The organism is Pseudomonas sp. SJZ077, assembly GCF_007993905.1.
In the GTDB taxonomy this organism is placed as follows: domain Bacteria; phylum Pseudomonadota; class Gammaproteobacteria; order Pseudomonadales; family Pseudomonadaceae; genus Aquipseudomonas; species Aquipseudomonas mandelii.
In genome coordinates, this window is record NZ_VIUJ01000022.1 from 25,168 (window position 1) to 48,261 (window position 23,094).

The 23,094-nt window shown below is 60.1% G+C and carries 24 protein-coding genes, 1 pseudogene and 1 riboswitch; of the genes and pseudogenes, 12 read left to right on the plus strand and 13 right to left on the minus strand.

Going from position 1 to position 23,094, the window contains the following annotated elements:
* Window positions 1-216: 216 nt before the first annotated feature.
* Together FBY01_RS25985 and FBY01_RS25990 are read right to left on the minus strand one after the other, a co-directional pair.
* The gene (locus tag FBY01_RS25985; protein ID WP_077748998.1) at window positions 217-1,899 is read right to left on the minus strand and encodes a fatty acid--CoA ligase; all 1,683 of its coding nucleotides are present in this window, start codon (window positions 1,897-1,899) and stop codon (window positions 217-219) included.
* Between the two features lie 161 nt (window positions 1,900-2,060).
* Window positions 2,061-2,690: a LysE family translocator gene (locus FBY01_RS25990; RefSeq protein WP_083375764.1), complete on the minus strand. Its 630-nt coding sequence runs from the start codon at window positions 2,688-2,690 to the stop codon at window positions 2,061-2,063.
* Between the two features lie 240 nt (window positions 2,691-2,930).
* On the opposite strand from FBY01_RS25990, the gene FBY01_RS25995 reads away from it, so the two are divergent.
* The 3 genes from FBY01_RS25995 (at window position 2,931) to FBY01_RS26005 (ending at window position 5,767) form a co-directional block, all read left to right on the plus strand.
* Complete coding sequence (locus tag FBY01_RS25995) at window positions 2,931-3,896, plus strand: 2-hydroxyacid dehydrogenase (protein ID WP_010458197.1); 966 nt, start codon at window positions 2,931-2,933, stop codon at window positions 3,894-3,896.
* 33 nt (window positions 3,897-3,929) lie between these two features.
* The gene (locus FBY01_RS26000) at window positions 3,930-4,928 is read left to right on the plus strand and encodes a class I SAM-dependent methyltransferase (RefSeq protein WP_010458199.1); all 999 of its coding nucleotides are present in this window, start codon (window positions 3,930-3,932) and stop codon (window positions 4,926-4,928) included.
* Between the two features lie 41 nt (window positions 4,929-4,969).
* A riboswitch (yybP-ykoY riboswitch) is annotated at window positions 4,970-5,092 on the plus strand.
* A 90-nt stretch (window positions 5,093-5,182) separates the two neighbouring features.
* Window positions 5,183-5,767 (plus strand): TMEM165/GDT1 family protein, encoded by a 585-nt coding sequence (locus FBY01_RS26005; protein ID WP_010458201.1) that lies wholly within the window; start codon window positions 5,183-5,185, stop codon window positions 5,765-5,767.
* A gap of 136 nt (window positions 5,768-5,903) precedes the next feature.
* Here FBY01_RS26005 and FBY01_RS26010 read toward each other — a convergent pair whose 3' ends face one another.
* Window positions 5,904-6,722 carry a M48 family metallopeptidase gene (locus FBY01_RS26010; RefSeq protein WP_010458203.1) on the minus strand — a complete coding sequence of 273 codons (819 nt, stop codon included), beginning with the start codon at window positions 6,720-6,722 and terminating at the stop codon, window positions 5,904-5,906.
* Window positions 6,723-8,084: 1,362 nt separating this feature from the next.
* Here FBY01_RS26010 and FBY01_RS32350 point away from each other — a divergent pair.
* Both FBY01_RS32350 and FBY01_RS32355 read left to right on the plus strand, forming a co-directional pair.
* Window positions 8,085-8,282, plus strand: a pseudogene (locus FBY01_RS32350) (HAMP domain-containing protein); the annotation flags it as partial.
* 111 nt (window positions 8,283-8,393) lie between these two features.
* Entirely contained in the window at window positions 8,394-9,137 is a 744-nt protein-coding gene (locus FBY01_RS32355; RefSeq protein ID WP_370693218.1) for a methyl-accepting chemotaxis protein, read from the plus strand.
* A gap of 95 nt (window positions 9,138-9,232) precedes the next feature.
* On the opposite strand, the gene FBY01_RS26020 is transcribed toward FBY01_RS32355, so the two are convergent.
* The 3 genes from FBY01_RS26020 to FBY01_RS26030 are packed head-to-tail and all read right to left on the minus strand — an operon-like array spanning window position 9,233 to window position 10,344.
* On the minus strand, window positions 9,233-9,856 hold the full coding sequence (locus FBY01_RS26020; RefSeq protein WP_010458207.1) for an SOS response-associated peptidase: 624 nt from the start codon (window positions 9,854-9,856) through the stop codon (window positions 9,233-9,235).
* A gap of 35 nt (window positions 9,857-9,891) precedes the next feature.
* On the minus strand, window positions 9,892-10,152 hold the full coding sequence (locus FBY01_RS26025; protein WP_010458208.1) for a putative signal transducing protein: 261 nt from the start codon (window positions 10,150-10,152) through the stop codon (window positions 9,892-9,894).
* Between the two features lie 9 nt (window positions 10,153-10,161).
* A complete protein-coding gene (locus FBY01_RS26030) occupies window positions 10,162-10,344 on the minus strand; it encodes a CPXCG motif-containing cysteine-rich protein (protein ID WP_010458210.1) in 183 nt (60 codons plus the stop codon).
* Window positions 10,345-10,483: 139 nt separating this feature from the next.
* On the opposite strand from FBY01_RS26030, the gene FBY01_RS26035 reads away from it, so the two are divergent.
* The gene (locus FBY01_RS26035; RefSeq protein ID WP_077749002.1) at window positions 10,484-11,650 is read left to right on the plus strand and encodes a 1-acyl-sn-glycerol-3-phosphate acyltransferase; all 1,167 of its coding nucleotides are present in this window, start codon (window positions 10,484-10,486) and stop codon (window positions 11,648-11,650) included.
* A gap of 231 nt (window positions 11,651-11,881) precedes the next feature.
* Here the strand turns inward: FBY01_RS26035 and FBY01_RS26040 are convergent, their stop codons facing one another.
* Complete coding sequence (locus tag FBY01_RS26040; protein WP_010458213.1) at window positions 11,882-12,160, minus strand: hypothetical protein; 279 nt, start codon at window positions 12,158-12,160, stop codon at window positions 11,882-11,884.
* Between the two features lie 192 nt (window positions 12,161-12,352).
* On the opposite strand from FBY01_RS26040, the gene FBY01_RS26045 reads away from it, so the two are divergent.
* Window positions 12,353-12,559, plus strand: a complete 207-nt coding sequence (locus FBY01_RS26045; RefSeq protein WP_010458215.1) for a hypothetical protein — start codon at window positions 12,353-12,355, stop codon at window positions 12,557-12,559.
* A gap of 97 nt (window positions 12,560-12,656) precedes the next feature.
* On the opposite strand, the gene FBY01_RS26050 is transcribed toward FBY01_RS26045, so the two are convergent.
* Window positions 12,657-13,241 carry a YajG family lipoprotein gene (locus tag FBY01_RS26050; RefSeq protein WP_010458217.1) on the minus strand — a complete coding sequence of 195 codons (585 nt, stop codon included), beginning with the start codon at window positions 13,239-13,241 and terminating at the stop codon, window positions 12,657-12,659.
* A gap of 205 nt (window positions 13,242-13,446) precedes the next feature.
* Between FBY01_RS26050 and FBY01_RS26055 the strand changes: the two genes are divergently transcribed.
* On the plus strand, window positions 13,447-13,680 hold the full coding sequence (locus FBY01_RS26055; RefSeq protein WP_010458219.1) for a hypothetical protein: 234 nt from the start codon (window positions 13,447-13,449) through the stop codon (window positions 13,678-13,680).
* 738 nt (window positions 13,681-14,418) lie between these two features.
* Window positions 14,419-15,927, plus strand: a complete 1,509-nt coding sequence (gene mqo, locus FBY01_RS26060) for a malate dehydrogenase (quinone) (protein WP_077749003.1) — start codon at window positions 14,419-14,421, stop codon at window positions 15,925-15,927.
* Between the two features lie 201 nt (window positions 15,928-16,128).
* Here the strand turns inward: mqo and FBY01_RS26065 are convergent, their stop codons facing one another.
* A complete protein-coding gene (locus FBY01_RS26065) occupies window positions 16,129-16,416 on the minus strand; it encodes a PA4642 family protein (RefSeq protein ID WP_145310094.1) in 288 nt (95 codons plus the stop codon).
* 63 nt (window positions 16,417-16,479) lie between these two features.
* The gene (locus FBY01_RS26070) at window positions 16,480-16,965 is read right to left on the minus strand and encodes a hypothetical protein (protein WP_145310092.1); all 486 of its coding nucleotides are present in this window, start codon (window positions 16,963-16,965) and stop codon (window positions 16,480-16,482) included.
* 151 nt (window positions 16,966-17,116) lie between these two features.
* On the opposite strand from FBY01_RS26070, the gene dauA reads away from it, so the two are divergent.
* Window positions 17,117-18,838: a C4-dicarboxylic acid transporter DauA gene (gene dauA, locus FBY01_RS26075; protein WP_010458228.1), complete on the plus strand. Its 1,722-nt coding sequence runs from the start codon at window positions 17,117-17,119 to the stop codon at window positions 18,836-18,838.
* Between the two features lie 9 nt (window positions 18,839-18,847).
* Here the strand turns inward: dauA and FBY01_RS26080 are convergent, their stop codons facing one another.
* Complete coding sequence (locus FBY01_RS26080) at window positions 18,848-19,321, minus strand: WbuC family cupin fold metalloprotein (protein WP_102595357.1); 474 nt, start codon at window positions 19,319-19,321, stop codon at window positions 18,848-18,850.
* 4 nt (window positions 19,322-19,325) lie between these two features.
* Window positions 19,326-19,883 (minus strand): hypoxanthine-guanine phosphoribosyltransferase, encoded by a 558-nt coding sequence (locus FBY01_RS26085; RefSeq protein WP_010458232.1) that lies wholly within the window; start codon window positions 19,881-19,883, stop codon window positions 19,326-19,328.
* Window positions 19,884-20,047: 164 nt separating this feature from the next.
* On the opposite strand from FBY01_RS26085, the gene upp reads away from it, so the two are divergent.
* Together upp and FBY01_RS26095 are read left to right on the plus strand one after the other, a co-directional pair.
* Window positions 20,048-20,686 (plus strand): uracil phosphoribosyltransferase, encoded by a 639-nt coding sequence (gene upp / locus FBY01_RS26090; RefSeq protein WP_010458234.1) that lies wholly within the window; start codon window positions 20,048-20,050, stop codon window positions 20,684-20,686.
* Window positions 20,687-20,688: 2 nt separating this feature from the next.
* Window positions 20,689-21,963, plus strand: a complete 1,275-nt coding sequence (locus FBY01_RS26095; protein ID WP_010458235.1) for a uracil-xanthine permease family protein — start codon at window positions 20,689-20,691, stop codon at window positions 21,961-21,963.
* A 104-nt stretch (window positions 21,964-22,067) separates the two neighbouring features.
* Here the strand turns inward: FBY01_RS26095 and hemH are convergent, their stop codons facing one another.
* Window positions 22,068-23,093 carry a ferrochelatase gene (hemH, locus tag FBY01_RS26100; RefSeq protein ID WP_145310090.1) on the minus strand — a complete coding sequence of 342 codons (1,026 nt, stop codon included), beginning with the start codon at window positions 23,091-23,093 and terminating at the stop codon, window positions 22,068-22,070.
* Between the last annotated feature and the right edge of the window lies 1 nt (window position 23,094).

Here is a 23,094-nt window from a genome sequence, read left to right on the forward strand (position 1 = left end):
GCTCCGTTCTTAAAAATCCTTGAGCGGACTATAGCCAGCAGGTAGTAGAGCTTGATCCCTCTAAAGTGTGATTTGCAGCTGCCGGCCACTCTGGAACAGTCCTTTCGCCAGTCCGACACATGTCGGCATGCCAAGGATGGCTGAAAATTCGGATTCCACAAGCCAAGCGCTTGCTTGGTGGGGCTGGCGTGCCCTTTCGGGCACACCAGAAGGCGCTTAAAGCGTCGAGAGGAAGGTGCTGTTGTTGGCCTGCCATTCAGTGATGTCTAGGCGGATGCGCTTCTTGTCGAGTTTGCCGACACTGGTCTTGGGAATTTCAGTAACAAGGGCGATCTGGCTCGGGATCGCCCACTTGCTCAGGTGGCCCAACTCTACGAATGGCTTGAGGTGTTCCTTGAGCTCTTTAGCCCCGATCTCATGCCCTTCGCGGATCACCAGCAGCGCAAACGGGCGCTCGCCCCACTGTGGATCGGCGATGCCTACCACTGCTACTTCGCGTACCGCCACGTGACGGCTGATCAGATCTTCGAGGTCCAGGGACGAGATCCACTCGCCGCCGGTCTTGATCACGTCTTTGATGCGATCACGAATGTCGATCACGCCCATGCTGTCCAGCGTCGCCACGTCGCCGGTGTGCAGCCAGCCCCCGGCCCAGAGCTCGGCGCCCTTTTGCGGTTCGTTGAAGTAGCCCTCGGTGAGCCACGGCGCACGCAGCACCAGTTCGCCCTGAGTCTCGCCATCGGCGGGCAGGAAGTTGCCGTCGGTGTCGACGATCGCCGCCTCCACCAGTGGCCCCGGCACGCCGGCCTTGATGCGATACGTGGTGCGTTCGTCTTCGGTGCCGGCCATCAGCTCATCGTTGAGGTGGGCACAGGACACCAACGGCCCGGTTTCCGACATGCCATAAGCGGCGGTCAGCTGAATGCCCTTGGCCTTGGCCGCTTCGTACAGTGCACGGTTCAGCGCACTGCCGCCGATGACGATTTTCCAGCCGCCGAAATCGGTGCTCTGCGCCGCCTTGGAATTGAGGACCATCTGCAGGATGGTCGGCACGCAGTGGGAAAAGGTGACCTTCTCCTTGCGCCACAGCTCCACCAGGTACTCCGGGTCGTAACGGCCGGGATAAACCTGCTTGAGCCCGAGCATGGTCGCCACATACGGCAAGCCCCAGGCATGCACGTGGAACATCGGCGTGATCGGCATATACACGTCGTTGGTGCCCAGCAGCCGCACGCTGTCGATGGCGCCCATGATGGTCGACACGCCCATGGTGTGCAGCACCAGTTGCCGGTGGGTGAAGTACACGCCTTTAGGGTTGCCGGTGGTGCCGGTGGTGTAGAACGTGGTCGCGACCGAGTTTTCGTCGAAATCCTGGAAGTCGTACTGCGTGCTCGCGGCCGCCAGCAACTGCTCGTACTCGCCTACCAGGTTCGGCAAGTCGGCGGTTTTTTCCGGCAGGTCTGTCAGAAGCAGGGTTTTCTCGACCGTGGTCAGGTGCCCGGCAATCGCCTGGTACAGCCCGACGAATTCGCTGTTGACCAGTACGAAGCGGTCCTCGGCGTGGTTCATGGTGTAGAGGATCTGTTCCGGTGACAGGCGCACGTTGATGGTGTGAATCACCGCGCCGATCATCGGGATGGCAAACATGCATTCCAGATACCGATGGCTATCCCAGTCCATCACCGCCACGGTATCGCCGGCCTTGACCCCGGCCGCCGTGAGCACGTTGGCCAGCCGCGCGACCCGCTCGATCAGGGTCGGATAGCTGTAGCGCAACTGGTCGCGGTAAATGATCTCGCGGGTTTTCTCGTAACGAGCGCCGGACATCAGCAGCCGTTTGATCAGCAGCGGATACTGGTAAGCGCCTTCGGCTGGGGGGATAACGCGAGTCTGCAACATAAGAATCCCTTTTCTGACTGCACGGTGTTGGCTTCAAGAGGCAACCACTCTAGAACCCTTATACGCCGGCCAAATCAGCCAAAGGAATGATTTGCAGAGCCGTACAAATGCTAGCTTTGCGCCAGCATTTGCGGGAGTTCGTTATCCAGGGCGCTGCGCGATCAATGCATCTCGGTAAAAGCGAGTTTGACGCCGATGGCGATCAGCACCACACCCATGGTCCGGTCGAACCAATGGCCCATCCGCGCAAAACCGGCGCGCACGCGCTGCTGGCTGAACAGCCGCGCCACCAGGCAGAACCACACGGCCGTCGCCGCCGCGAGATAGAGCCCGTAGCCTGCCTGTACCGCCAACGGCGTGTGCGGGTTGATCACCACGGTGAACAGCGACAAAAAGAACAGCGTGGCTTTGGGGTTCAGGCCGTTGGTCACGAAACCTGAGGTGAAGGCACCGCGGGGTGTGCGCTCGCCGGCTTCCTTGTGCAAGTCGTCGGTGACGGCTTTAGCCGGTTGCGCGCGCAAGGCCTTGTAGCCGATGTACAGCAGATACGCGGCAGCCGCCCATTTCAAGGCGTTGAACAGCACGATCGACTGCGACACGATCAGGCCGATGCCGAGCAATGAATAGCCGACGTGCAGGAAAATCGCCGTACCGACGCCCAGCGCTGTCCAGGTCCCGGCGCGGCGGCCATGAGTCACGCTTTCACGCACCACCACGGCGAAATCCGGGCCGGGGCTGGCGACGGCGAGCAAGTGAATCAGGGCAACGGTCAAGAACTCTGTCCAGTACATGGGGGCTCCTTTGGGGTAGATCGATCAAAATGAAATTCACAGGTCAACGCCAACCCCTGTAGGAGCGAGCCTGCTCGCGATGCGATCTGACATTCAACAAAGGTGTTGAATGTTAATGACCCATCGCGAGCAGGCTCACTCCCACAGGTTTCGCACCTGGCCTGCAATGCGTAACTATATGTTTCATCTGGTAGGCTCGGCAGATTACGCCTTCAGTTCACCGCACAAAAGGTACAGTTGATGACGAACTCTCGCCGCGCCGTTTTCCTCGACCACCCTTCCCTGGACCTGGGCGACCTCGATCTCAGCCCGTTGCGCGATTGCTTTGACGACTTGCAACTGTTCGCACAGACCACGCCGGAGCAGGTGATCGAACGCCTCAAGGGCGCCACCGTGGCCATCAGCAACAAGATTCTGATCGACGCCAACGCCATCGCCGCCAGCCCTGATCTGAAGCTGATCCTGATCACCGCTACCGGCACCAATAACGTCGACCTCGCGGCCGCTCGTGCCCACGGCATCACGGTCTGCAACTGCCAGGGCTACGGTACACCGTCGGTGGCGCAGCACACGATCATGTTGCTGCTCAACCTGGCCACGCGCCTGGCGGACTATCAGAAAGCCGTGGGTGAAGGCCGCTGGCAGCAAGCGAAACAGTTCTGCCTGCTGGATTACCCGATTGTCGAACTCGAGGGCAAAACCCTCGGCCTGCTCGGCCATGGCGAACTGGGCGGCGCCGTCGCACGGCTGGCCGAAGCCTTCGGCATGCGTGTGTTGCTGGGACAGATTCCGGGGCGCCCTGCCCGGCCGGATCGCTTACCGCTGGATGAACTGCTGCCGCAAATCGATGCGCTTACCCTGCACTGCCCGCTCAACGAACACACCCGCCACTTCATTGGTGCCCGCGAACTGGCCTCGATGAAACCCGGCGCGTTCGTGGTCAACACCGCACGCGGTGGCTTGATCGATGAACAGGCACTGGCCGATGCCTTGCGCAACGGTCATCTGGGCGGCGCGGCGACCGATGTGCTGAGCGTCGAGCCACCGACCGCCGGCAATCCGTTGCTGGCCCACGATATTCCACGGCTGATCGTCACGCCGCACAACGCCTGGGGCAGTCGCGAGGCGCGGCAAAGGATCGTCGGTCAGTTGACCGAAAACGCGCAGGGATACTTCAGCGGTAAAGCGCTGCGGGTCGTCAGTTGATAGACTGCTGCACTTTTTTTCACAGGAGCAGTTATGGATCCGCGCAGTGAAGTACTGCTTCGTCAGGCCGACTTATTTCAGGGTTCGGTGCTGCTGGCCGGTTTGCCCGCCGACGACTTGCTTGGCCGTCTGCCCGACGCCCATGGCTGGTGCTGGCATGCCGGTGATCAAGCGGCGCTGGAGGCGCGTTTTGCCGAGCGCAGCCATTTTGGTGTGACCGCACCCGAGCGTGAGTTCGAGACGGCGGTGGTGTTTTTACCCAAGTCCAAGGACCTGACCGATTACATTCTCAACGCCCTCGCCTCTCGCCTGGCCGGTCGAGAGTTGTACCTGGTGGGTGAAAAACGCAGCGGCATCGAAGGCGCGGCCAAGCAACTGAACCCGTTCGGAAAGCCACGCAAGCTCGACAGCGCGCGGCATTGCCAGCTTTGGCTGGTCACCGTGGCCAACGCGCCAGAAGCCAAGTCGCTGGAAAGCCTGGCCCAGACCTATGAATTGCCGCTGGCCGAAGGTCCGCTGAAAGTCATCAGCCTGCCGGGCGTGTTCAGCCACGGCCGGCTGGATCGCGGTAGCGCATTGCTGCTGGAACACTTGGACAAGTTGCCGAGCGGCCACTTGCTCGACTTCGGTTGCGGTGCCGGTGTACTGGGCGCGGCGGTGAAACGTCGTTATCCGCACAATCAGGTGACGTTGCTTGACGTGGACGCATTCGCTGCCGCCAGCAGCCGTATGACGCTGGCTGCCAATGGCCTGGAAGCGGACGTGATTACCGGTGACGGCATTGACGCGGCACCGATGGGTTTAAGTGCAATTCTGAGCAATCCACCGTTCCATGTCGGCGTTCACACCGACTACTTCGCCACCGAGAACTTGCTGCGAAAAGCAGCCAAACATCTGAAAAACGGCGGCGAACTGCGCTTGGTTGCGAACAGCTTCCTGAAGTATCAGCCGCTGATCGAAGAGCACTTGGGCGTGTGCGCGATCAAGGCCGAAGGACAGGGTTTCAGAATTTATCGGGCCAAACGAGGCTGAAAAATAAGTGCTTGCCTAACGGGTTTTGCCTAGGCAGAATCCGCTCCGTCCTAGGGGAGTAGTCTCCCACGAGCGCCATGCTCGTCCGGCATACGTCAACATACTTGGTCAACAGACCATGGCGTATGCGACCCAAGCGTCCGCATCAGACGGATCGCAGGGTTTGACAAGACCTATGACACGAACACCTTACCCGGGGCGGGAAGGCTGTACGTGTCATAGCCGTGTCGACCCGCCCCTTAGGAAAATCCCTGATGCTGGACTCTTTGCTCGTTCCCACCGCAATCGTTGCCTTGGCCGAAATCGGCGACAAGACGCAACTGCTCGCGCTCATTCTCGCTGCCCGCTTTCGCAAACCCTGGCCGATCATCGCCGGCATCGTCGCCGCGACCCTGGCCAACCATGCGGCGGCCGGTGCGGTCGGCGCCTGGTTCGGCAGTTTCTTCTCGAATGCGGTGTTGCACTGGATCCTGGCGGCGAGCTTCGCCGCGACCGCACTGTGGACCCTGGTGCCGGATAAGATGGACGACGATGAAGCCAGCACCGCCCGCAAGTTCGGGCCGTTCCTGACCACGCTGATCGCGTTTTTCCTGGCAGAAATGGGCGACAAAACCCAGGTCGCCACGGTGATGCTCGCCGCGCAATACCCGGATTTGTGGCTGGTGATCATCGGCACCACCGCCGGGATGTTGATTGCCAACGTGCCGGTGGTACTGGCGGGTAACTTTGCGGCGGATAAATTGCCGCTCACCCTGATCCGTCGCCTGGCGGCGTCGGCGTTCTTTGTCCTGGCGATTGTGGCGGTGTACAAGGCGATGCAGAGCAGCGGGTGGGTTTGACGCCGTAGGTTGATAGACCGCGTTATCGTTCTTCGCGGGCAAGCCTCGCGCCTACAGATTCTGTGTCGTAATCGACCGAAAACCTGTAGGAGTGAGGCTAACCCGCGAAGGCGTCAGCGGCATCACCGCCTGACCATCAGGATTTCGGCGCTTTCTCGTACAACGGCATCACCTTCGGAATCGCCGCCTGCAACGAAGCAATCCGGCTGGACGAAGCCGGGTGCGTACTCAAGAACTCAGGTGGGGCGCCTTCCGAGGCTTTGCTCATTTTGTTCCACAACGTGATCGCCGCATTCGGGTTGTAACCGGCGCGGGCCGCCAGCTCGAGGCCGATCAGGTCCGCCTCGTTTTCATTGCCACGGCTGTTGGGCAAGGTCATGCCGTATTTCGCCACGGTGTCCGCCAGGGCCAGGCTGTCCTGACCCAGACCGAGCAACGCACCTGCGCCTTGCTTGGCCATTTCGACGCCGTATGCCTTGGACATCGCTTCACGACCATGCTCGCGCAGGGCATGGGCGATTTCATGGCCCATGATCGCGGCGATTTCATCGTCGGTGAGTTGCAGTTTGTCGATCAGCCCCGTGTAGAAAAAGATCTTGCCGCCAGGCCCGCAGTTGGCATTGAGCTCGTCGCTCTTGATCAGGTTGACTTCCCATTTCCACTGGGCCGAATCCGGACGAAACACCGGCGCCTGGGCAATCAGCCGATCGGCAATCAGCTGGACGCGTTTGGCGTCGTTACTGGTCTTGTCCAGCACACCCTTGGTGCTCGCCTCTCCGACAGTCTTCTGATAAGACTGCGCGTACATCTGGTTGACTTCGTCGGTGGACAACATGCTGAACATGTACTGCTTACGCTCTACGCCAACAGCCCCACCGCTGGTGGTATTGACCGACTGACAACCGGCAAGCAACAAACCTGCGCTCAGCGCACACACAACCAATGTCTTGTTCATCAAAAAACTCCCTGAAAACATGCCGGGTATCCTAGGCGGGTAACTGTATCCGCACCAGATACAACTGACGTGTAGACGCTCATTTCAGATAAAGCTCTCATTGCCGTAGGAAAAAATTCACATAACGGCGCTCGCCACGGCCGCCAACGCCCGGCAATGATTCATTTACGACATCAACCACTCCAAAACAGCCATTTCGCGCTGCCTCGCTCATGGCCCTCCAGCATCCTGCCGATACACCACCGCAGACGTCCTCTTGCGTGCGGAGCACCCATGAAATTCAAGTCGATCCAGTTTTCCGTGGCCGCCCTCGCCGGCGCCATCGTCCTTAGCGTAGTCGCCGCGCTGGTGCTGTACGCACTGTTTTCCGGCGCCCGGACGCAAGACATGGTCCAGGAGCGGACCCAGGCGCAATTCGAGCAAGTCATCGAGCAGCGCCTGACCTCTCTGGCGCAAACTCAGGTCAGCCAGATCCAGCGCGAACTCGAAGCGCCGCTGCTGATCGCTGGCGGCCTGGTGCGGGTCAACGCGCTGATCGGTACGCCGGGGGGCGATGGCCAGCCGACATTGAGTCTGAGCCGGGAGCAGTTGATCAGCCTGATCAAGGAAAACGTGGCCAAGAACCCGAAAATTCTCGGCACCTATATAGGCTGGGAAAAAGACGCGCTCGATCACAACGATGCAGCCTACGTCGACACCAAGGTAGTCGGCATCGACGCCAGCAACGGGCGCTTCCTGCCGTGGTGGTTTCGCAACGAGGACGGCACCCTGGGCCTGGACAAACTGGTGGACGTCGATGACCAGAAAACCCTGTCCACCGGCGTGCGTGCCAGCGAGTACTACCTGTGCTCGAAAGAAACCAAGAAGTCCTGCGTGATCGATCCGGCGCCCTACAAGGTCGGCGACAAGATCGTCATGCTCGCCTCCTTTATTGAACCGATCATGCTCAACGGCGCCTTCCAGGGCATCGTCGGTGCCGACCTGTCGGTGAACTTCATCCAGGAAATGTTGCTGGGGGCGAATCAGAAACTGTACAGCGGCGCAGGGGAAATGGCGCTGATCGGCGGTAATGGCCGGATCGTTGCCTACACCAAGGACCCGAGCAAATTCGGCGAAAAGGTCAGCGACATTCTCGACAGCAAGCAGATCGCCAACATGGCCCACCTCAAGGGCGGCGAAGTGACTTACACCGTCGACAAGGCCCAGGGCCGGATCGAGTTGTACCTGCCCTTCGGCATCGGCCAGACCGATGCGCGCTGGACCTTGATGCTGCAATTGCCGCTGAACGCCGTGATGGCCGACCTGCAAAAACTCCAGGGCGACCTGGACGCTCAGCGCAAATCCGACACCTTCGGCATGGCCATGGTCGGTTTGTTGATCGCCGGTATCGGTCTGTTGGTGATCTGGCTGGTGGGCCACGGCATCGCCCGTCCGCTCAAGCAAATGGTGGCGATGCTCGACGATATCGCCAAAGGCGAAGGCGACCTGACGCGCCGCCTGACCAGCGACCGCGCCGACGAACTGGGCTCGATTGCCAAAGGCTTCAACACGTTCCTCGCCAAGCTACAGGCGATGATCACCCAGGTCGTGACCTCGGTGCAGAGCGTCAGCGATTCATCGGAACACACCGCCGACATTGCCATCCGCACCAACATCGGTGTGCAGAAGCAAATGGCCGAGATCGATCAAGTGGCGACGGCGGTGCATGAAATGACCGCCACCGCCCAAGACGTGGCACGCAACGCCACCCAGGCCGCGCAAGCCGCCAGCCATGCCGATCAGGCAGCGGCCCAGGGCATGCAAATTGTCCGGGATACGTCGAATTCGATTGGCGTCCTGGCAATTGAAATCGGCAAGGCTGTGGGCGTGGTGCAAACCCTGGCCAAGGACAGCGAGAACATCAATGCGATCCTGACCGCCATTCGCGGGATCGCTGAACAAACCAATCTGCTGGCCTTGAATGCGGCCATTGAAGCGGCACGCGCGGGCGAACAGGGCCGCGGTTTTGCGGTGGTGGCCGATGAAGTGCGCAACCTGGCGCAGAAGACTCAGAAAGCCACTGAAGAAATCCAGACCATGATCCAGCAACTGCAACAAGGCACCCGCGATGTAGTGCGGGTCATGGAGGACAGCCAGAACCGCACAGACGAAAGCGTGCAACATGCGGCGAAAGCGGCCGAGGCCCTGGAGACCATTACTCAGGCGGTGTCGGTGATCAATGACATGAACACCCAGATTGCCAGTGCGGCCGAAGAGCAGAGCGCGGTGGCGGATGACATCAACCGTAACGTGATCAACATCGGGCAAGTGGCCAATGAAGTGGCCGGCGGGGCGGATGAATCCAGTGCGGCGAGTGCGGATCTGACCAAGTTGGCTGAGCAGCAGCGGCGGTTGATCAATCAGTTCAAGGTTTGATCCAAAAAACCCTTCGCGGGCAAGCCTCGCTCCTACAGAACACTGCGGTCCGTAGGAGCGAGGCTTGCCCGCGAAGGCGTCAGCACAGGCAACCTTTAACCAGGAGTCAGACACTCCGGCCCATTCAGCTTCGGATCATTCACCAGATTTGCCAATACCCGCTCGCGCAACGCCGCGGGTTCACTGGCCAGCAACCCTTGCAATACATGCAGCGGCGTCTCTGGATCAAGCCACGCCGCCTGCCCTGCCTCATCCAGAATCAACGGCCGACGCTGACTCGCGGCCGGCTGGGTGATCACCGCCGTGCTCAGCCACACTTGCTCCTGCACCGGATACGCTTCCCAGATCGCCGCAAAAAACAAGGTCGAGCCTTCTCCCGGCGTCAGCCAATACGGGCGCTTGCGGGTCGTGCCGCGCCATTCGTAGAAACCGTTGGCCGGCAGCAGGCAACGGCGTTCGCGCAAGGCCTGACGAAACATCGGTTGTTCAGCGACGGTTTCGGCCCGGGCATGGGCCGGGGTGCGGGAAAGATCGGTCAGCCAGGGCGGCGTCAGCCCCCAACGCGCCCGCGCCAACTCACGCTGAGCGTCTGCACCGGCACGCAGCATCAGCACCGAATCATTGGGGGAAATATTCCACTGGGCCTGCTGATCGGCGGGGAAGCCAGGCAGGGCCGCGAAGGCGGGGTTCCAGCGAAACAGGGCATAACGTCCACACATGGGGCAACACGACTCTCAATAAAACGAACGCCAGCCTAACAGACCAGCGTGCCGGGAAAGCTGTCCGGTTCATCACCGGGCAGTGGCAGCGCGGCATTGTACGCGGTGATCAGCTCGCGGGCGTATTCGGCCTGGTCGTTGTCCACCGACAAACCCAGCAGGCCGTAGATCGGCAGTTCACCGGTCCCGCCGATCAAATCGCGGCCCACCAGATGCGCCTCGATGCCCTCGCTGGCCAGCATGCCTTGCAGCAACTCCCCTTCCATCAGGTTTTCCGGCTCGTAGATTCGCTGCATAGACGCCCCTTACTCGTTTTCGCTGAACACTTCGAGATGCCATTCCTCTCCGTCTACCTGCAACACAAACGTTATCGGCCGACAGCACACCTGACAGTCCTCGATATAGGTCTGATCGCCACCGGACAGGTCCACCGTCGTCTCGACCTCTTCACCACAATACGGACATTCGTACAACGCAGGTTCCAGCATCGCGGTCTCCCAAGTGACTTGTGCGTATAATCGCCGGTCTATTTGCAGGGCTATTTTTGTCTGGCTAACTTTTCAGACCGTGCCCCGTTGGTTTTCGATCAAAACCTTTACTTACCCTAGCCGTTTCTAACAAGAGAGCATGATGGGCGAATTCGATGCCATCCGACCTTACAATGACAGCGAAGTCCCTGCGGTGCTGGACCGACTGCTCGGCGACAAGGCGTTTCTAGATATCCTCATCCATTTCCGCTTCCCGCGTTTTGCCGGTGCCTTTGGCTGGGCGCTCAAACCTCTTATAGCTCATCGGCTGCGCCGTGAGTTCGCCAGCGTCACCTCGGTGGCGACGTTGCAGGATAAAGTCGAGATGTATGTCGACCACACCATCGAACGAGCCACGGACGGTGTGACGTACACCGGCGTCGAGCAGTTCAAGTCCGGCAGCGCCTACCTGTTCATCGCCAACCACCGTGACATCGTGATGGACCCGGCCTTCGTCAACTACGCCGTGTACCACGCCGGCCTGCCGACACCGCGCATCGCGATCGGCGACAACTTGCTGCAAAAGCCCTTTGTCAGCGATTTGATGCGCCTGAACAAGAGCTTCATCGTGCACCGTTCGATCACCGGGCGTCGCGAGAAGATGGCGGCGTATCAGCTGCTGTCCGCCTACATCAACCACTCGATCCGCAACGATTGCGCCTCCATCTGGATCGCCCAGGCCGAGGGCCGGGCCAAGGACGGTGATGACCGCACCGAGTCGGCGATCCTGAAGATGTTCCACATGAGCCGCAAGGACGAGCCGTTCGGCGAAGTCATCCGCTCGCTCAACGTCAGCCCGGTGTCGATCAGCTACGAATACGACCCGTGCGACCAGGCCAAGGCCCGCGAGTTGTTCATCCGTGCCACCACCGGCAGCTACACCAAAGTCCCGGGCGAGGACGACGTCAGCATCGCCAAGGGCATCACCGGCTACAAGGGCCGGGTGCACGTGAACTTCGCCGCGCCGATCACCGAACTGTTCGACGACACCAAGCAATTGGCGATCGAAATAGACCGGCAGATTCTCGGCGGCTACCGGTTATTCCCGGTGCATTACCTGGCTTACGCGCAGTGGAAAGACGCTGACCCGCAATTGCAGGTGCCAAAAGCTGCCGAGGTGTTTGCGGCCGACGAACTGGCCAAGGCCCAGGAAGAATGGCAACGCCGACTGGAAGCCTGCCCTGAGGAACATCGGCCGTATCTGGTGCTGCAATATGCGACGCCGGTGCGTAATCAGTATCGGGTCAAGGCAGGTTTGCCGCTGTAATTGACTGGATACAACAACGGCGCCTTCGAGGCGCCGTTTTTATTGGCCTTGGCGCGGTAGGTCGGCAAGGCACTGTCCCTGTGGCGAGGGAGCTTGCTCCCGCCCGACTAAGCAGCAGTCGAAACATCGGTGCTCGCGGTTTGCCTGACGCTACAAGGATGGCTGGTTGTGGGGCCGTTTCGCAGCCCAGCGGGAGCAAGCTCCCTCGCCACAAGGTTCTGCGTCAAAGATTCAGAACCAGGTGCTGATCCAAGACACCAGCAACGCCAACCCCAGGCACGCGAAGCCGAAGCGGTAGAAGAAACGGTTCATGCGCAACGTCGCCCAATCCAGGGTGGGCTCTTCGTTCGGACGGCTCTGGCGTTGGGCGACAAGGCTCGCCATGGCGCGTTGTTCACGGCGACGCGTGGCATGCAGCAGCCAACTACCCGGGAAGGCCAACAGCAAGGCCAGCAGGTTGATCAACTTGGCGGGATGGTGGGTGAACAGCGAAATCAAATGCAACGACATCACGGACCTCGGCAAAACAGGTGTGGCAGACGCCGAACCGACGACCGCGGCGCGAATTCTACCGAAAGCCTGTCCCCCTGCCCTGCCTTTCCGACAAATAACGAACCATCTGACCAAATGCTGCCCTGTGTCACGGCTCCGTCATCTGAATACGCCAGTCTGGCGGCCCTCGAAACCGACACGGATACCGTCATGCTGCACGCCGAAAACCAGGACCGCCTCTACCTCATCGCCCAGAGTGACGAACAACAAAACCTCGTAGGAAGCCTCGCCTTTAACGTTCAGGACCGCCATTGGCTGGTTTATTGCGCACTGGGCGGGCATCAGCATGCGGATTTGCCTGAGACGGATTTGCTGACCGGCGTGAGCGTGCTGGATTTCTATTCACAAGCGGCCTGACCCCACCAGCCTCGCGCCTGCTGGTGATCGGTAATCAGCAGGCATGAAAAAGCCCGGAGCCATTGCTGGCACCGGGCTTTTTTGAATCTCGCGAAAGTTACTCGCCGAGAATCTGACCAATCGTCGGGTCCTTGAACAGACGCGTCAACGCATCGCTCAACACGTCGCTGACCAGCTTGGTGTTGGTTTCCTGATTCGGCGCCATACCGAAACGCTGGTCCAGGGATGCGCCGTAACGGCCGCTGTAGCGACGGTTGGCGTTCTGCACATCCGAGCGGAAGGTTGCGCCGATGGTCGCTTCAGTCACGTACATGCCTTCTTTAGGCGACTGATACTTCAACTCGGCCAGGGTCACGGTCAATTGCGGGGCATTCAGCGCATTCGAGGTCGGGGTGAAGCCCAGCAACCGCACGGCCGCCTCGGCCTGTGCCTGCAACTTCGGCAGGATCTGCGCGCCCTGCACGGTGATCGCGCTGGTCTCGGGGTACAAACCACCACGGGTGCCCAGGGTTGGCGACGGACGACCATCCACCACACGCACCACCACCGGCTGACCGCGGCCGACCGGCGCCAGCTGAGCTGTCAGCTTGGGTTCAGGGTTCAGTTGTTGCGGGCTGTGGGCGCAGCCGACGAGGGTCAAACTGGTCACAGTGATCAAACCGAACAACAGGCGTTGCAACATGCTCTTCTCTCCAGAATCAGGCACAAACAGGCCCGCAGTATAGCCGTGCGCCACTGCAGCGAACTAGGGCGCTGCAATGATTGAAGTAATTTCCTGCAAACCTATCAGAAACCCCCTCGTGTCACAGATCTGTCATCGCCCATACACTTTCACGTCACGGCTTGCTGGCAACCTTCTCGGCAGGTCACCCACAAGGTACTTTGTCATGCGTTATCTCATCTCGCTGTTCGCGCCACGCCCCTTGCACCGCAGTTTTGCCCTGCTCGACCGCAATGGCCATTGCCAGGCGTTCAAGCAGTGCAGCCTCCAGCCGATGGGCGATGGCTGGGTCGAAATCGAAGAAATCCGCCTCAACTGGTTGCACCATCCCCTGCCCCCGAGCGCCCGTGTCAGCCAGCGCCGGCCACGTGCACGGGTGCAACATCTGTTGACCACCTGACCAGACGCCTAATAAAAGTCATTAAACACGTCCATTTCCCTGCGTTTCTTAGATACAATCTCCCCCCGATTATAAGGACGTCTCCTGATCGGGCCTCGCAGCATCGTCAATGCTTCGGTATTGGCACCCCGCACCGCCCACAGAGAGCCGCCCACACAGATCGAGTGAAGCTGGCGCGCTTGCTGTTCCTTGAGCAAAAACCCCACTTTTCGCGAATCTGCAGAGCTGTCATTACGCTCGGTCACTGAGCTGTTTGCCCGTTTTGCCTGTCATGTACCCCATGACGGCAATCCATCCGGGCACGGTGCCAGGCTGGGACAGCCCTTTTTTGAGGTTCACGTCTTCAAAAGAGCGTGAAAAAAACGGGTTTTCACAACTTCACAAGAGTGTGGCGAGCAAATGAATAGTTTTGCGTCTGAACATGCACCATTAGCGTCTGAAACAGCCCAACGACACAGGACCGAGTACTCCTCGAACACCGGAGCCTGAAGCCTGTCCGCTACGGATTTGGTTGCACAAACGGATGTCTCGACCATAAGTCGAATTGCCAGCCGCGCGCTGAGATGAGTTCATGTAACTCTTTAGGCCCGGCCGCATGCATCCGTCGAAGTTGCGAAAAATTGCGAAGATTCGGACATGGCAACACTGACCACGGGTACCTGGGCATCACTGACACGCCCCGGAACGCCTGGCAGCCATGCCGACAATTTGGTGCTGCAGATTTTGGAGACGCGTTAAATGGCGCATAACGAAGCAGTCGACGTAGTACTGGTTGGGGCCGGCATCATGAGTGCCACCCTTGCCGTACTGCTCAAAGAACTCGACCCCGCGATCAAGCTGGAAGTCGTCGAGCTGATGGATTCCGGTGCTGCGGAGAGTTCCAACCCATGGAACAACGCCGGTACCGGTCACGCCGGGCTGTGTGAGCTCAATTACACGCCGCAGGCGGCCGACGGCAGCGTCGACATCAAGAAAGCCGTGCACATCAACACTCAGTTTGAAGTGTCGAAGCAGTTCTGGTCCTACCTGACCAAAAAAGGCACGTTCGGCTCCTGCAAGACGTTCATCAGCCCGGTGCCGCACCTCAGCTTCGTGCAGGGCAATGATGGCGTTTCCTTCCTCAAGGAACGCTTCAAGACCCTGAGTAAGCACCACGCCTTCTCGGACATGGAATACACCGAAGACAAGGCCACCATGGCCGACTGGATGCCGTTGATGATGCCGGGCCGGCCAGCCGACGAAGTCGTCGCAGCCACCCGCGTAATGAACGGCACCGACGTCAACTTCGGCGCCCTGACCAATCAATTGCTCAAGCACCTGACCAGCGCACCCGATGCCCAGGTCAAGTACTGCAAGCGCGTGACGGGCCTCAAGCGTAACGGCAGCGGCTGGACCGTCAGCATCAAGGACGTCAACAGCGGCAACACCCGTGAAGTCGACGCCAAATTCGTCTTCCTCGGTGCGGGCGGCGCGGCACTGCCACTGTTGCAGGCCTCGGGTATCGAAGAAAGCAAAGGCTTCGGCGGCTTCCCGATCAGTGGCCAGTGGCTGCGTTGCGACAATCCGGAAGTGGTCAAGCATCACCAGGCCAAGGTCTACAGCCAGGCTGCGGTGGGTTCTCCACCGATGTCGGTGCCGCACCTGGATACCCGCGTGGTCGATGGCAAGAAGTCCCTGCTGTTCGGACCTTATGCCGGTTTCACCACCAAGTTCCTCAAGCATGGCTCCTTCATGGACCTGCCGATGTCGGTTCGCGCCGGCAACATCGGCCCGATGCTGGCCGTGGCGAAAAACAACATGGACCTGACCAAGTACCTGGTCAGCGAAGTAATGCAGTCGATGGAGCAGCGTCTGGACTCCCTGCGTCGCTTCTACCCTGAGGCGAAAGCCGAAGACTGGCGCCTGGAAGTGGCCGGCCAACGGGTGCAGATCATCAAGAAGGATCCGAAAAAAGGCGGCGTTCTGCAGTTCGGTACCGAACTGGTCGCGGCCAAGGACGGTTCCCTTGCCGCCCTGCTCGGCGCCTCCCCAGGCGCTTCGGTGACTGTTTCGATCATGCTTGAGCTGATTGAAAAATGCTTCCCGAACAAGGCATCCGGCGAATGGGCTGCCAAACTGGCGGAAATCTTCCCGGCCCGGGAAAAAGTTCTGGAAACCGACGCTGCGCTGTATCGCAAGATCAATGCGCACAACAACGTCGCCCTGGAACTGGTTGAAGCCAGTAACGAGACCGAAAGCTACGCTTGATTCGGCCCCATGAAAAACGCCCCGTTCTCAGTGAGAGCGGGGCGTTTTTTTAGGACGCTGAAATTATCTTTGTGGCGAGGGAGCTTGCTCCCGCTGGGCTGCGAGGCGGCCCCAAAGCTCTGCGAACGGCATAGATTTTGTGAGCGCTGCGCACTCAAGCGGGAGCAAGCTCCCTCGCCACATATTCCGGTGTGTCCGGGATCAGCCGCGCGCCTTGGCAATCAACTCGACGTACTCGGCGGCATTGCGCTGATCCTTGATCAGGGCGACGAAGTCATTGCCGTGCTCATCCTTGCCATCCAGGTCCAGGCCGGCTGCGACGAAGAATGTCAGAAAACGCTCGAAGTCATCGATGCGCAAGCCACGGTAGGCCTTGATCAGCTTATGCAGGGACGGCGAAGTGGCGTCGACCGGTTCGAAATCGAGAAACAACTTGATCTGCTCATCGCCGATCTCGTCACCAATCACTTGTTTCTTATCTTTACGCATTGCCGACTCCAGCTCGCAGACATTTCACGGGGCGGGCAGTTTACCCCTGCCCGGGCACAAGGCTCAACGCGGACGAACAGCGCCCGTGTGCAGATCGGCCCAGACATGGCCGTTGGCGTAGCTGAGGAACTGGCAATACACCGTGCCATTGCGCAACAAATCGATCACCACCCGGTACTGCGCCATCGGGTAAAACAGCGTCAGGGTTTTGCTTTTTTCGTCATAGATCGGCTTTTTCAGGCTTTTGCTTTCGCCGTCGAAATTGACCAGCACCTGGTTGATGGTCGCGCCCTTGTTCAAGGATTTGCCCTTGAGGCGGATCATCATCGGAGACGTGACCGGAATCGGCTGTTGATTGGACTGACGCTGGCTGCCAACCACCACCGAATACTCGGTGACCTGCAACAACTGTTGCTGCTCGGGCTCCGCGTCACGCAGGGTCAGGTCATCAGGCGGCAGAAACTGCGCGTGCATCAGCGCCGGGGCGGCCGCCAGAGGCAGGCTGAGGGTCAGCAACAAGACGGCGCAGCTGCGGATCAAAAGGCTCATGACGGGCTCCGAAGACGAGGCCAAGCACTCTAGCATGAGGATCAACCGCGCGAATTGGCGATATAGGTCAATACTTCGCAGTACGAGGTTGGCCATGCTGGACGAGCTTTCAGCCGTCGTTCAACAGTGCATCGTCTTCTAGGGAGTGTGCATGACGTTCTCCGTCCCCCCGTTGTTTGCGGCCTGGCGTCAGACCTGGCGCGCCGGCTACACCCTCAGGCGCTTACGCGGCGACATCAGTGCCGGGGTGACGGTAGGGATTATTGCCATCCCGTTGGCCATGGCCCTGGCGATTGCCGTAGGTGTACCGCCCCAGCAAGGGTTGTATACGGTACTGATCGCTGCGCCCCTGATCGCCCTGACGGGAGGTTCACGTTTCAATGTCAGTGGGCCGACCGCCGCGTTCGTGGTCATTCTGTTGCCCATCACCCAACAATATGGCCTGGGCGGCCTGCTGCTTTGCACCATGCTTGCCGGCGTCATTCTCATTGCCTTGGGGCTGATTCGAGCCGGGCGGTTGATTCAGTACATTCCGTACCCGGTCACCCTGGGCTTTACCGCCGGGATCGGCATTGTCATTGCCACCCTGCAATTGAAGGATTTGCTGGGCCTGACCACCGCCGGCCAGGCAGAACACTACATCGAACAACTGGGCGTATTGATTCTGGCGTTGCCCAGCGCCCGACTAGGGGACGGGATCATCGGCCTCACATGCCTGGCCGTTCTGATTGTCTGGCCACGGTGGGTGCCGAGGATTCCGGGGCATCTGGTGGCGCTGACAATCGGCGCGCTCCTGGGGGTGGCGCTGGAGCACGGCGGGCTGGCGGTGGCGACATTGGGTGAGCGCTTCAGCTATATGGTCGACGGCGTCAGCCATCCCGGCATTCCGCCGTTCCTGCCAAGCTTCGATTGGCCTTGGAATCTACCCGGCCCCGACGGCCAGCCGCTGCACCTGTCTTACGATTTGATCCGTCAGTTACTGGCGCCCGCGTTCGCCATTGCCATGCTCGGCGCCATCGAATCCTTGTTGTGTGCGGTGGTGGCGGATGGCATGACCGGCAGCAAACACGACCCCAACGCAGAACTGCTGGGCCAGGGCCTGGGCAACCTGATCGCACCTTTGTTCGGTGGCATTACCGCCACGGCGGCCATTGCCCGAAGTGCCACCAACGTGCGCAGCGGCGCCTTTTCGCCACTGGCCGCCATTATTCATAGCGCCGTGGTGCTGATGGCAATACTCGTCCTGGCACCGCTTTTCAGCTACTTGCCGATGGCGGCACTGGCCGCGTTGCTGGTCATGGTGGCGTGGAACATGAGCGAGGCCCGGCACGTGCTCCATACCTTGCGCATCGCGCCTCGCAGCGATGTGCTGGTCTTGCTGACCTGCCTGAGCCTGACGGTGTTGTTCGACATGGTGATGGCCGTCGCCGTCGGCCTGCTGCTGGCCGCCGGGTTATTTATCAAGCGCATGAGCGATCTCACCGACACCGCCGAACTGCCTCGCGGCTTCCATCAAGCCTTGCAGGACATGCCGGAGCACGTTCGCTGCTACGCGATACGCGGGCCGCTGTTCTTCGGCGCAGCTGAAAAAGCGCTGGGGGTGCTACGCAAATTCAACCCGGAGGTCAAAGTGGTGATCGTCGAGATGAGCGCCGTGCCGATGCTGGACATGACGGCGCTGGCCGCCTTCGACAATATCCTGAGGGATTACCGCAAGGACGGCATCGGCCTGATTCTGGTGGCGACCGCTCCACGGGTGCGCCTGAAGCTCAGGCGCGCGGGCATCCATCGGGAACAGCGTCAGCTGGCCTACGTGAACAACCTGGAACAGGCCCGTCGCAAAAGCGAACGCTGGCTGGCCGAGGAAAATTGAGCGCACGGCTCAATCAAACTGTGCGCGCATCCACGCCTGATACTCGGCCACACCCGGCTCGCCTTCACGTGGCGCCCAGGTCGCCAGCTCACCTTCACCCACCGGGCGATAAGGCCCGGCCTTGCACTCGAACATCAGGCTGTCGGCTTCCAGCACGACCAGGCCATGGAACACGCCTGTTGGCAGGTCCACGCCGACACAATCACCACCGGCGACGAGGACTTGCTTCGTCACGACCACGCCAGACTCATCAAAGATCAGCAAACCGAGCCGCCCTTTGAGGACCAGCAATGTTTCTGCCTTGTTGTCGCCCAAGTGTCGGTGAGGCGGGATATACGTGTTTGGCTGTAACCCCACCGCCATGCGATGGCAAGCCTCTTCCATCTGATGGAAGTTGTGATGCTGACGCCCGCGAGGACTCGCGGCCGCTTTCTCGGCCAATCCGGCGAACAACGTTTGATCAAGAAAGCTGGGCACGGTCATGTTCTTACATTCCTTTAACAGCAAAAATCCCGTTGGCGTTACGCCAGTAACCTTTGTAGTCCATGCCGTAACCGAAGATGTAACGGTCGATGCACGGCAGGCCGACGAAATCGGCTTTCAGGTCCGGGCGAGCCTTGCGGTCGTGGTCCTTGTCGATCAGCACGGCGGTGTGCACTTTGCGCGCGCCAGCGTGTTTGCAGTAATCGATGATCGCGCCCAGGGTGTGACCTTCATCGAGGATGTCGTCGATGATCAGCACGTCGCGGTCGAGGAACGAAACTTCCGGCTTGGCTTTCCAGAACAGGTCACCGCCGCTGGTTTCGTTGCGATAACGGGTGGCGTGCAGGTAGGACGCTTCCAGCGGGAAGTGCAGATGGGTGAGCAGCTTGCCGGCGAAAATCAGGCCGCCGTTCATCACGCAGAACACCACCGGGTTAGTGTCAGCCAGCTGTTCATTGATGTGTGCACCGACGCGGGCGATGGCCGCCTCGACTTCAGCTTCGGTGTACAGGCAGTCAGCCTCTCGCATGATTTGACGGATATGCTCGAGATCAGCGGACATGGCGCTCTCCAGGGGGGGACGGATTCGGGAAAAGCGGGCAAAGGTACGCATCCCGCACGGCCAGATCAAGCGTTTGTGGACTAACGTACTGTATGTCTATAGGACAACACCCTCGGATAGATTAATCTAGGCCGGTTTTTTTGCCCGCCGCCGGAGCCTTTCCCATGCCCATCCTCGAGATCCGCCATCCGCTGATCCGTCATAAACTCGGCCTCATGCGCCGCGCCGACATTAGCACGAAGAATTTCCGTGAGCTCGCTCAGGAAGTCGGTGCCCTGCTGACCTATGAAGCCACCAAAGACCTGCCGCTGGAAACCTACGACATCGAAGGTTGGTGCGGCACCGTGTCGGTGGAGAAAATCGCCGGCAAGAAAATCACCGTAGTGCCAATCCTGCGCGCCGGCATCGGCATGCTCGAAGGCGTGCTGAGCCTGATCCCGGGTGCCAAGGTCAGCGCCGTCGGCGTGGCCCGCAACGAACAAACCCTGCAGGCCCACACCTACCTGGAAAAACTGGTTCCGGAAATCAACGAGCGCCTGGCAATGATCATCGACCCGATGCTCGCCACCGGCAGCTCCATGGTCGCCACCATCGACCTGCTGAAAAAGGCCGGTTGCCGCGACATCCGCGCCATGGTCCTGGTTGCCGCGCCGGAAGGCATCGCCGCTGTAGGCAAAGCGCACCCGGACGTGATGATCTACACCGCCTCCATTGATGAAAAACTCAACGAACACGGTTACATCATCCCAGGCTTGGGCGATGCCGGTGACAAGATCTTCGGTACCAAGCAGAAGGACGCTTGAGCATGCAGCAAGAGTTCAACGATCCGCTCTGGCGCACGGTTCTGTCTGGCGCACAGATGCTGTTCGTGGCCTTCGGCGCCCTGGTGTTGATGCCGCTGATTACCGGCCTTGACCCTAACGTGGCGCTGTTTACCGCAGGCCTGGGGACGATTCTGTTCCAGATCGTCACCGGGCGCCAGGTGCCGGTATTCCTCGCATCGAGCTTCGCTTTCATCACCCCGATCATTCTCGCCAAGGGCCAGTTCGGCCTCGCGGCGACCATGGGCGGCGTGATGGCGGCGGGTTTCGTCTACACCTTTCTCGGCCTTGCGGTGAAGATCAAAGGCACCGGTTTCATCGACCGTCTGCTGCCACCGGTAGTGATTGGTCCGGTGATCATCTCGATCGGCCTGGCCATGGCGCCGATTGCCGCCAACATGGCGATGGGCAAGGCTGGCGACGGCACCGAGCTGATTCCCTATCAGACCGCCATGCTGATCTCGATGCCGGCGCTGCTCACCACGCTGATCGTCGCCGTGTTCGGTAAAGGCATCTTCCGCCTGGTGCCGATCATTTCCGGCGTGCTGGTCGGTTTTGCCATGGCGTTCTATTTCGGCGTCGTCGACACCGCGAAGATTGCCGCCGCACCGTGGTTTGCGATTCCGCACTTCACCGCGCCGGAATTCAACTGGCAGGCGATTCTGTTCATCGTTCCGGTAGCCCTGGCGCCAGCCATCGAGCATATCGGCGGGGTAATTGCCGTCGGCAGCGTGACCGGCCGCGATTACCTGAAGAAACCCGGCTTGCACCGCACCCTGCTCGGCGATGGCATTGCCACCACCGCTGCCGGTCTGTTCGGCGGCCCGCCCAACACCACCTACGCCGAAGTGACGGGCGCGGTGATGCTGACCAAGAACTACAACCCGAAAATCATGACCTGGGCGGCGATCTTTGCCATCAGCCTGGCGTTCGTCGGCAAGTTCGGCGCACTGCTGCAAAGCATCCCGGTGCCGGTAATGGGCGGGATTCTGTGCCTGTTGTTTGGCTCGATCGCTGCGGTGGGGATGAACACGCTGATTCGCCACAAGATCGACCTGGGCGAAGCGCGCAATCTGGTGATTGTGTCGGTGACGTTGGTGTTCGGGATTGGCGGTGTGCTGGTCGGCACTGGCACCGGCCCCGATGACTTCGGCCTCAAAGGCATTGCGTTGTGCGCGGTGGTGGCGATCGGGCTGAATCTGTTGCTGCCGGGCAATGACAGCTGGAAGCACAAGAAGGCGGATGAGCCGTTGTTGTAGTCAGCCTTGAGAATGCCTTCGCGGGCAAGCCTCGCTCCTACAAGTTGTGTGTCGCTCGACACAACGACGCAATTCTGTAGGAGCGAGGCTTGCCCGCGAAGCTTTTAAAGCGCCAACGGCGCCCTTTCACACAAGGCACTCAACGCCCGCGCCCACTGCGGATCATCGTTGAGGCAAGGCACCAGCACCAATTCCTCGCCCCCCGCCTCGCGGAACAATTCCTTCCCGCGATCACCGATTTCCTCAAGCGTCTCGATGCAATCGGCAACGAACGCCGGGCACATCACTAGCACCTTCTTCACGCCCATTCCCGCCAGCTCATCGAGGCGCGATTCGGTGTAGGGTTCGATCCATTTCGCCCGACCCAAACGCGACTGGAACGACACCGACCACTTGCCATCCGCCAGCCCCATGCGCTTGGCAAACTCCGACGCCGTGCGCAGGCATTGGGCGCGGTAGCAGGTCGCCAATACTTCTGGCGAAGCGTTCTGGCAGCAATTATCGCTTTGGAAGCAATGGTGACCGGTAGGGTCGATCTTCTTCAGGTGCCGCTCCGGCAAACCATGGAAGCTCAGCAACAGGTGATCGTAATCCTGCTGCAAATAAGGTTTCGCGCTGGCGACCAATGCGTCGAGGTATTCCGGCTGATCGTAGAACGGCTGGAGAATCGAAAACTGCACATCGAGCCGCTTCTCACGCACCACCCGCTTGGCTTCTTCAATCACCGTGGTCACGGTGCTGTCGGCGAATTGTGGATAAAGCGGTGCGAGGGTGATTTTTTTGTGGCCCTGAGCCGCCAGCTCAACCAGTTTCGTCTCAATCGACGGCTCGCCGTAGCGCATCGCCAGCTCAACCGGCCCATGGTGCCATTGCGCAACCATGGCCTCACGCAGGCGACGGCTGAGCACCACCAGCGGTGAGCCCTCCTCCCACCAGATCGACGCGTAGGCGTGGGCGGACTGCTCCGGACGCTTGATCAGGATCAGCGACACCAGCAAGCGTCGTACCGGCCATGGCAGGTCGATCACGTAGGGGTCCATCAGAAATTGATTGAGGTAACTGCGCACATCCGCCACCGATGTAGAGGCAGGTGAACCCAGGTTAACCAGAAGCAATGCGTGATCGGTCATG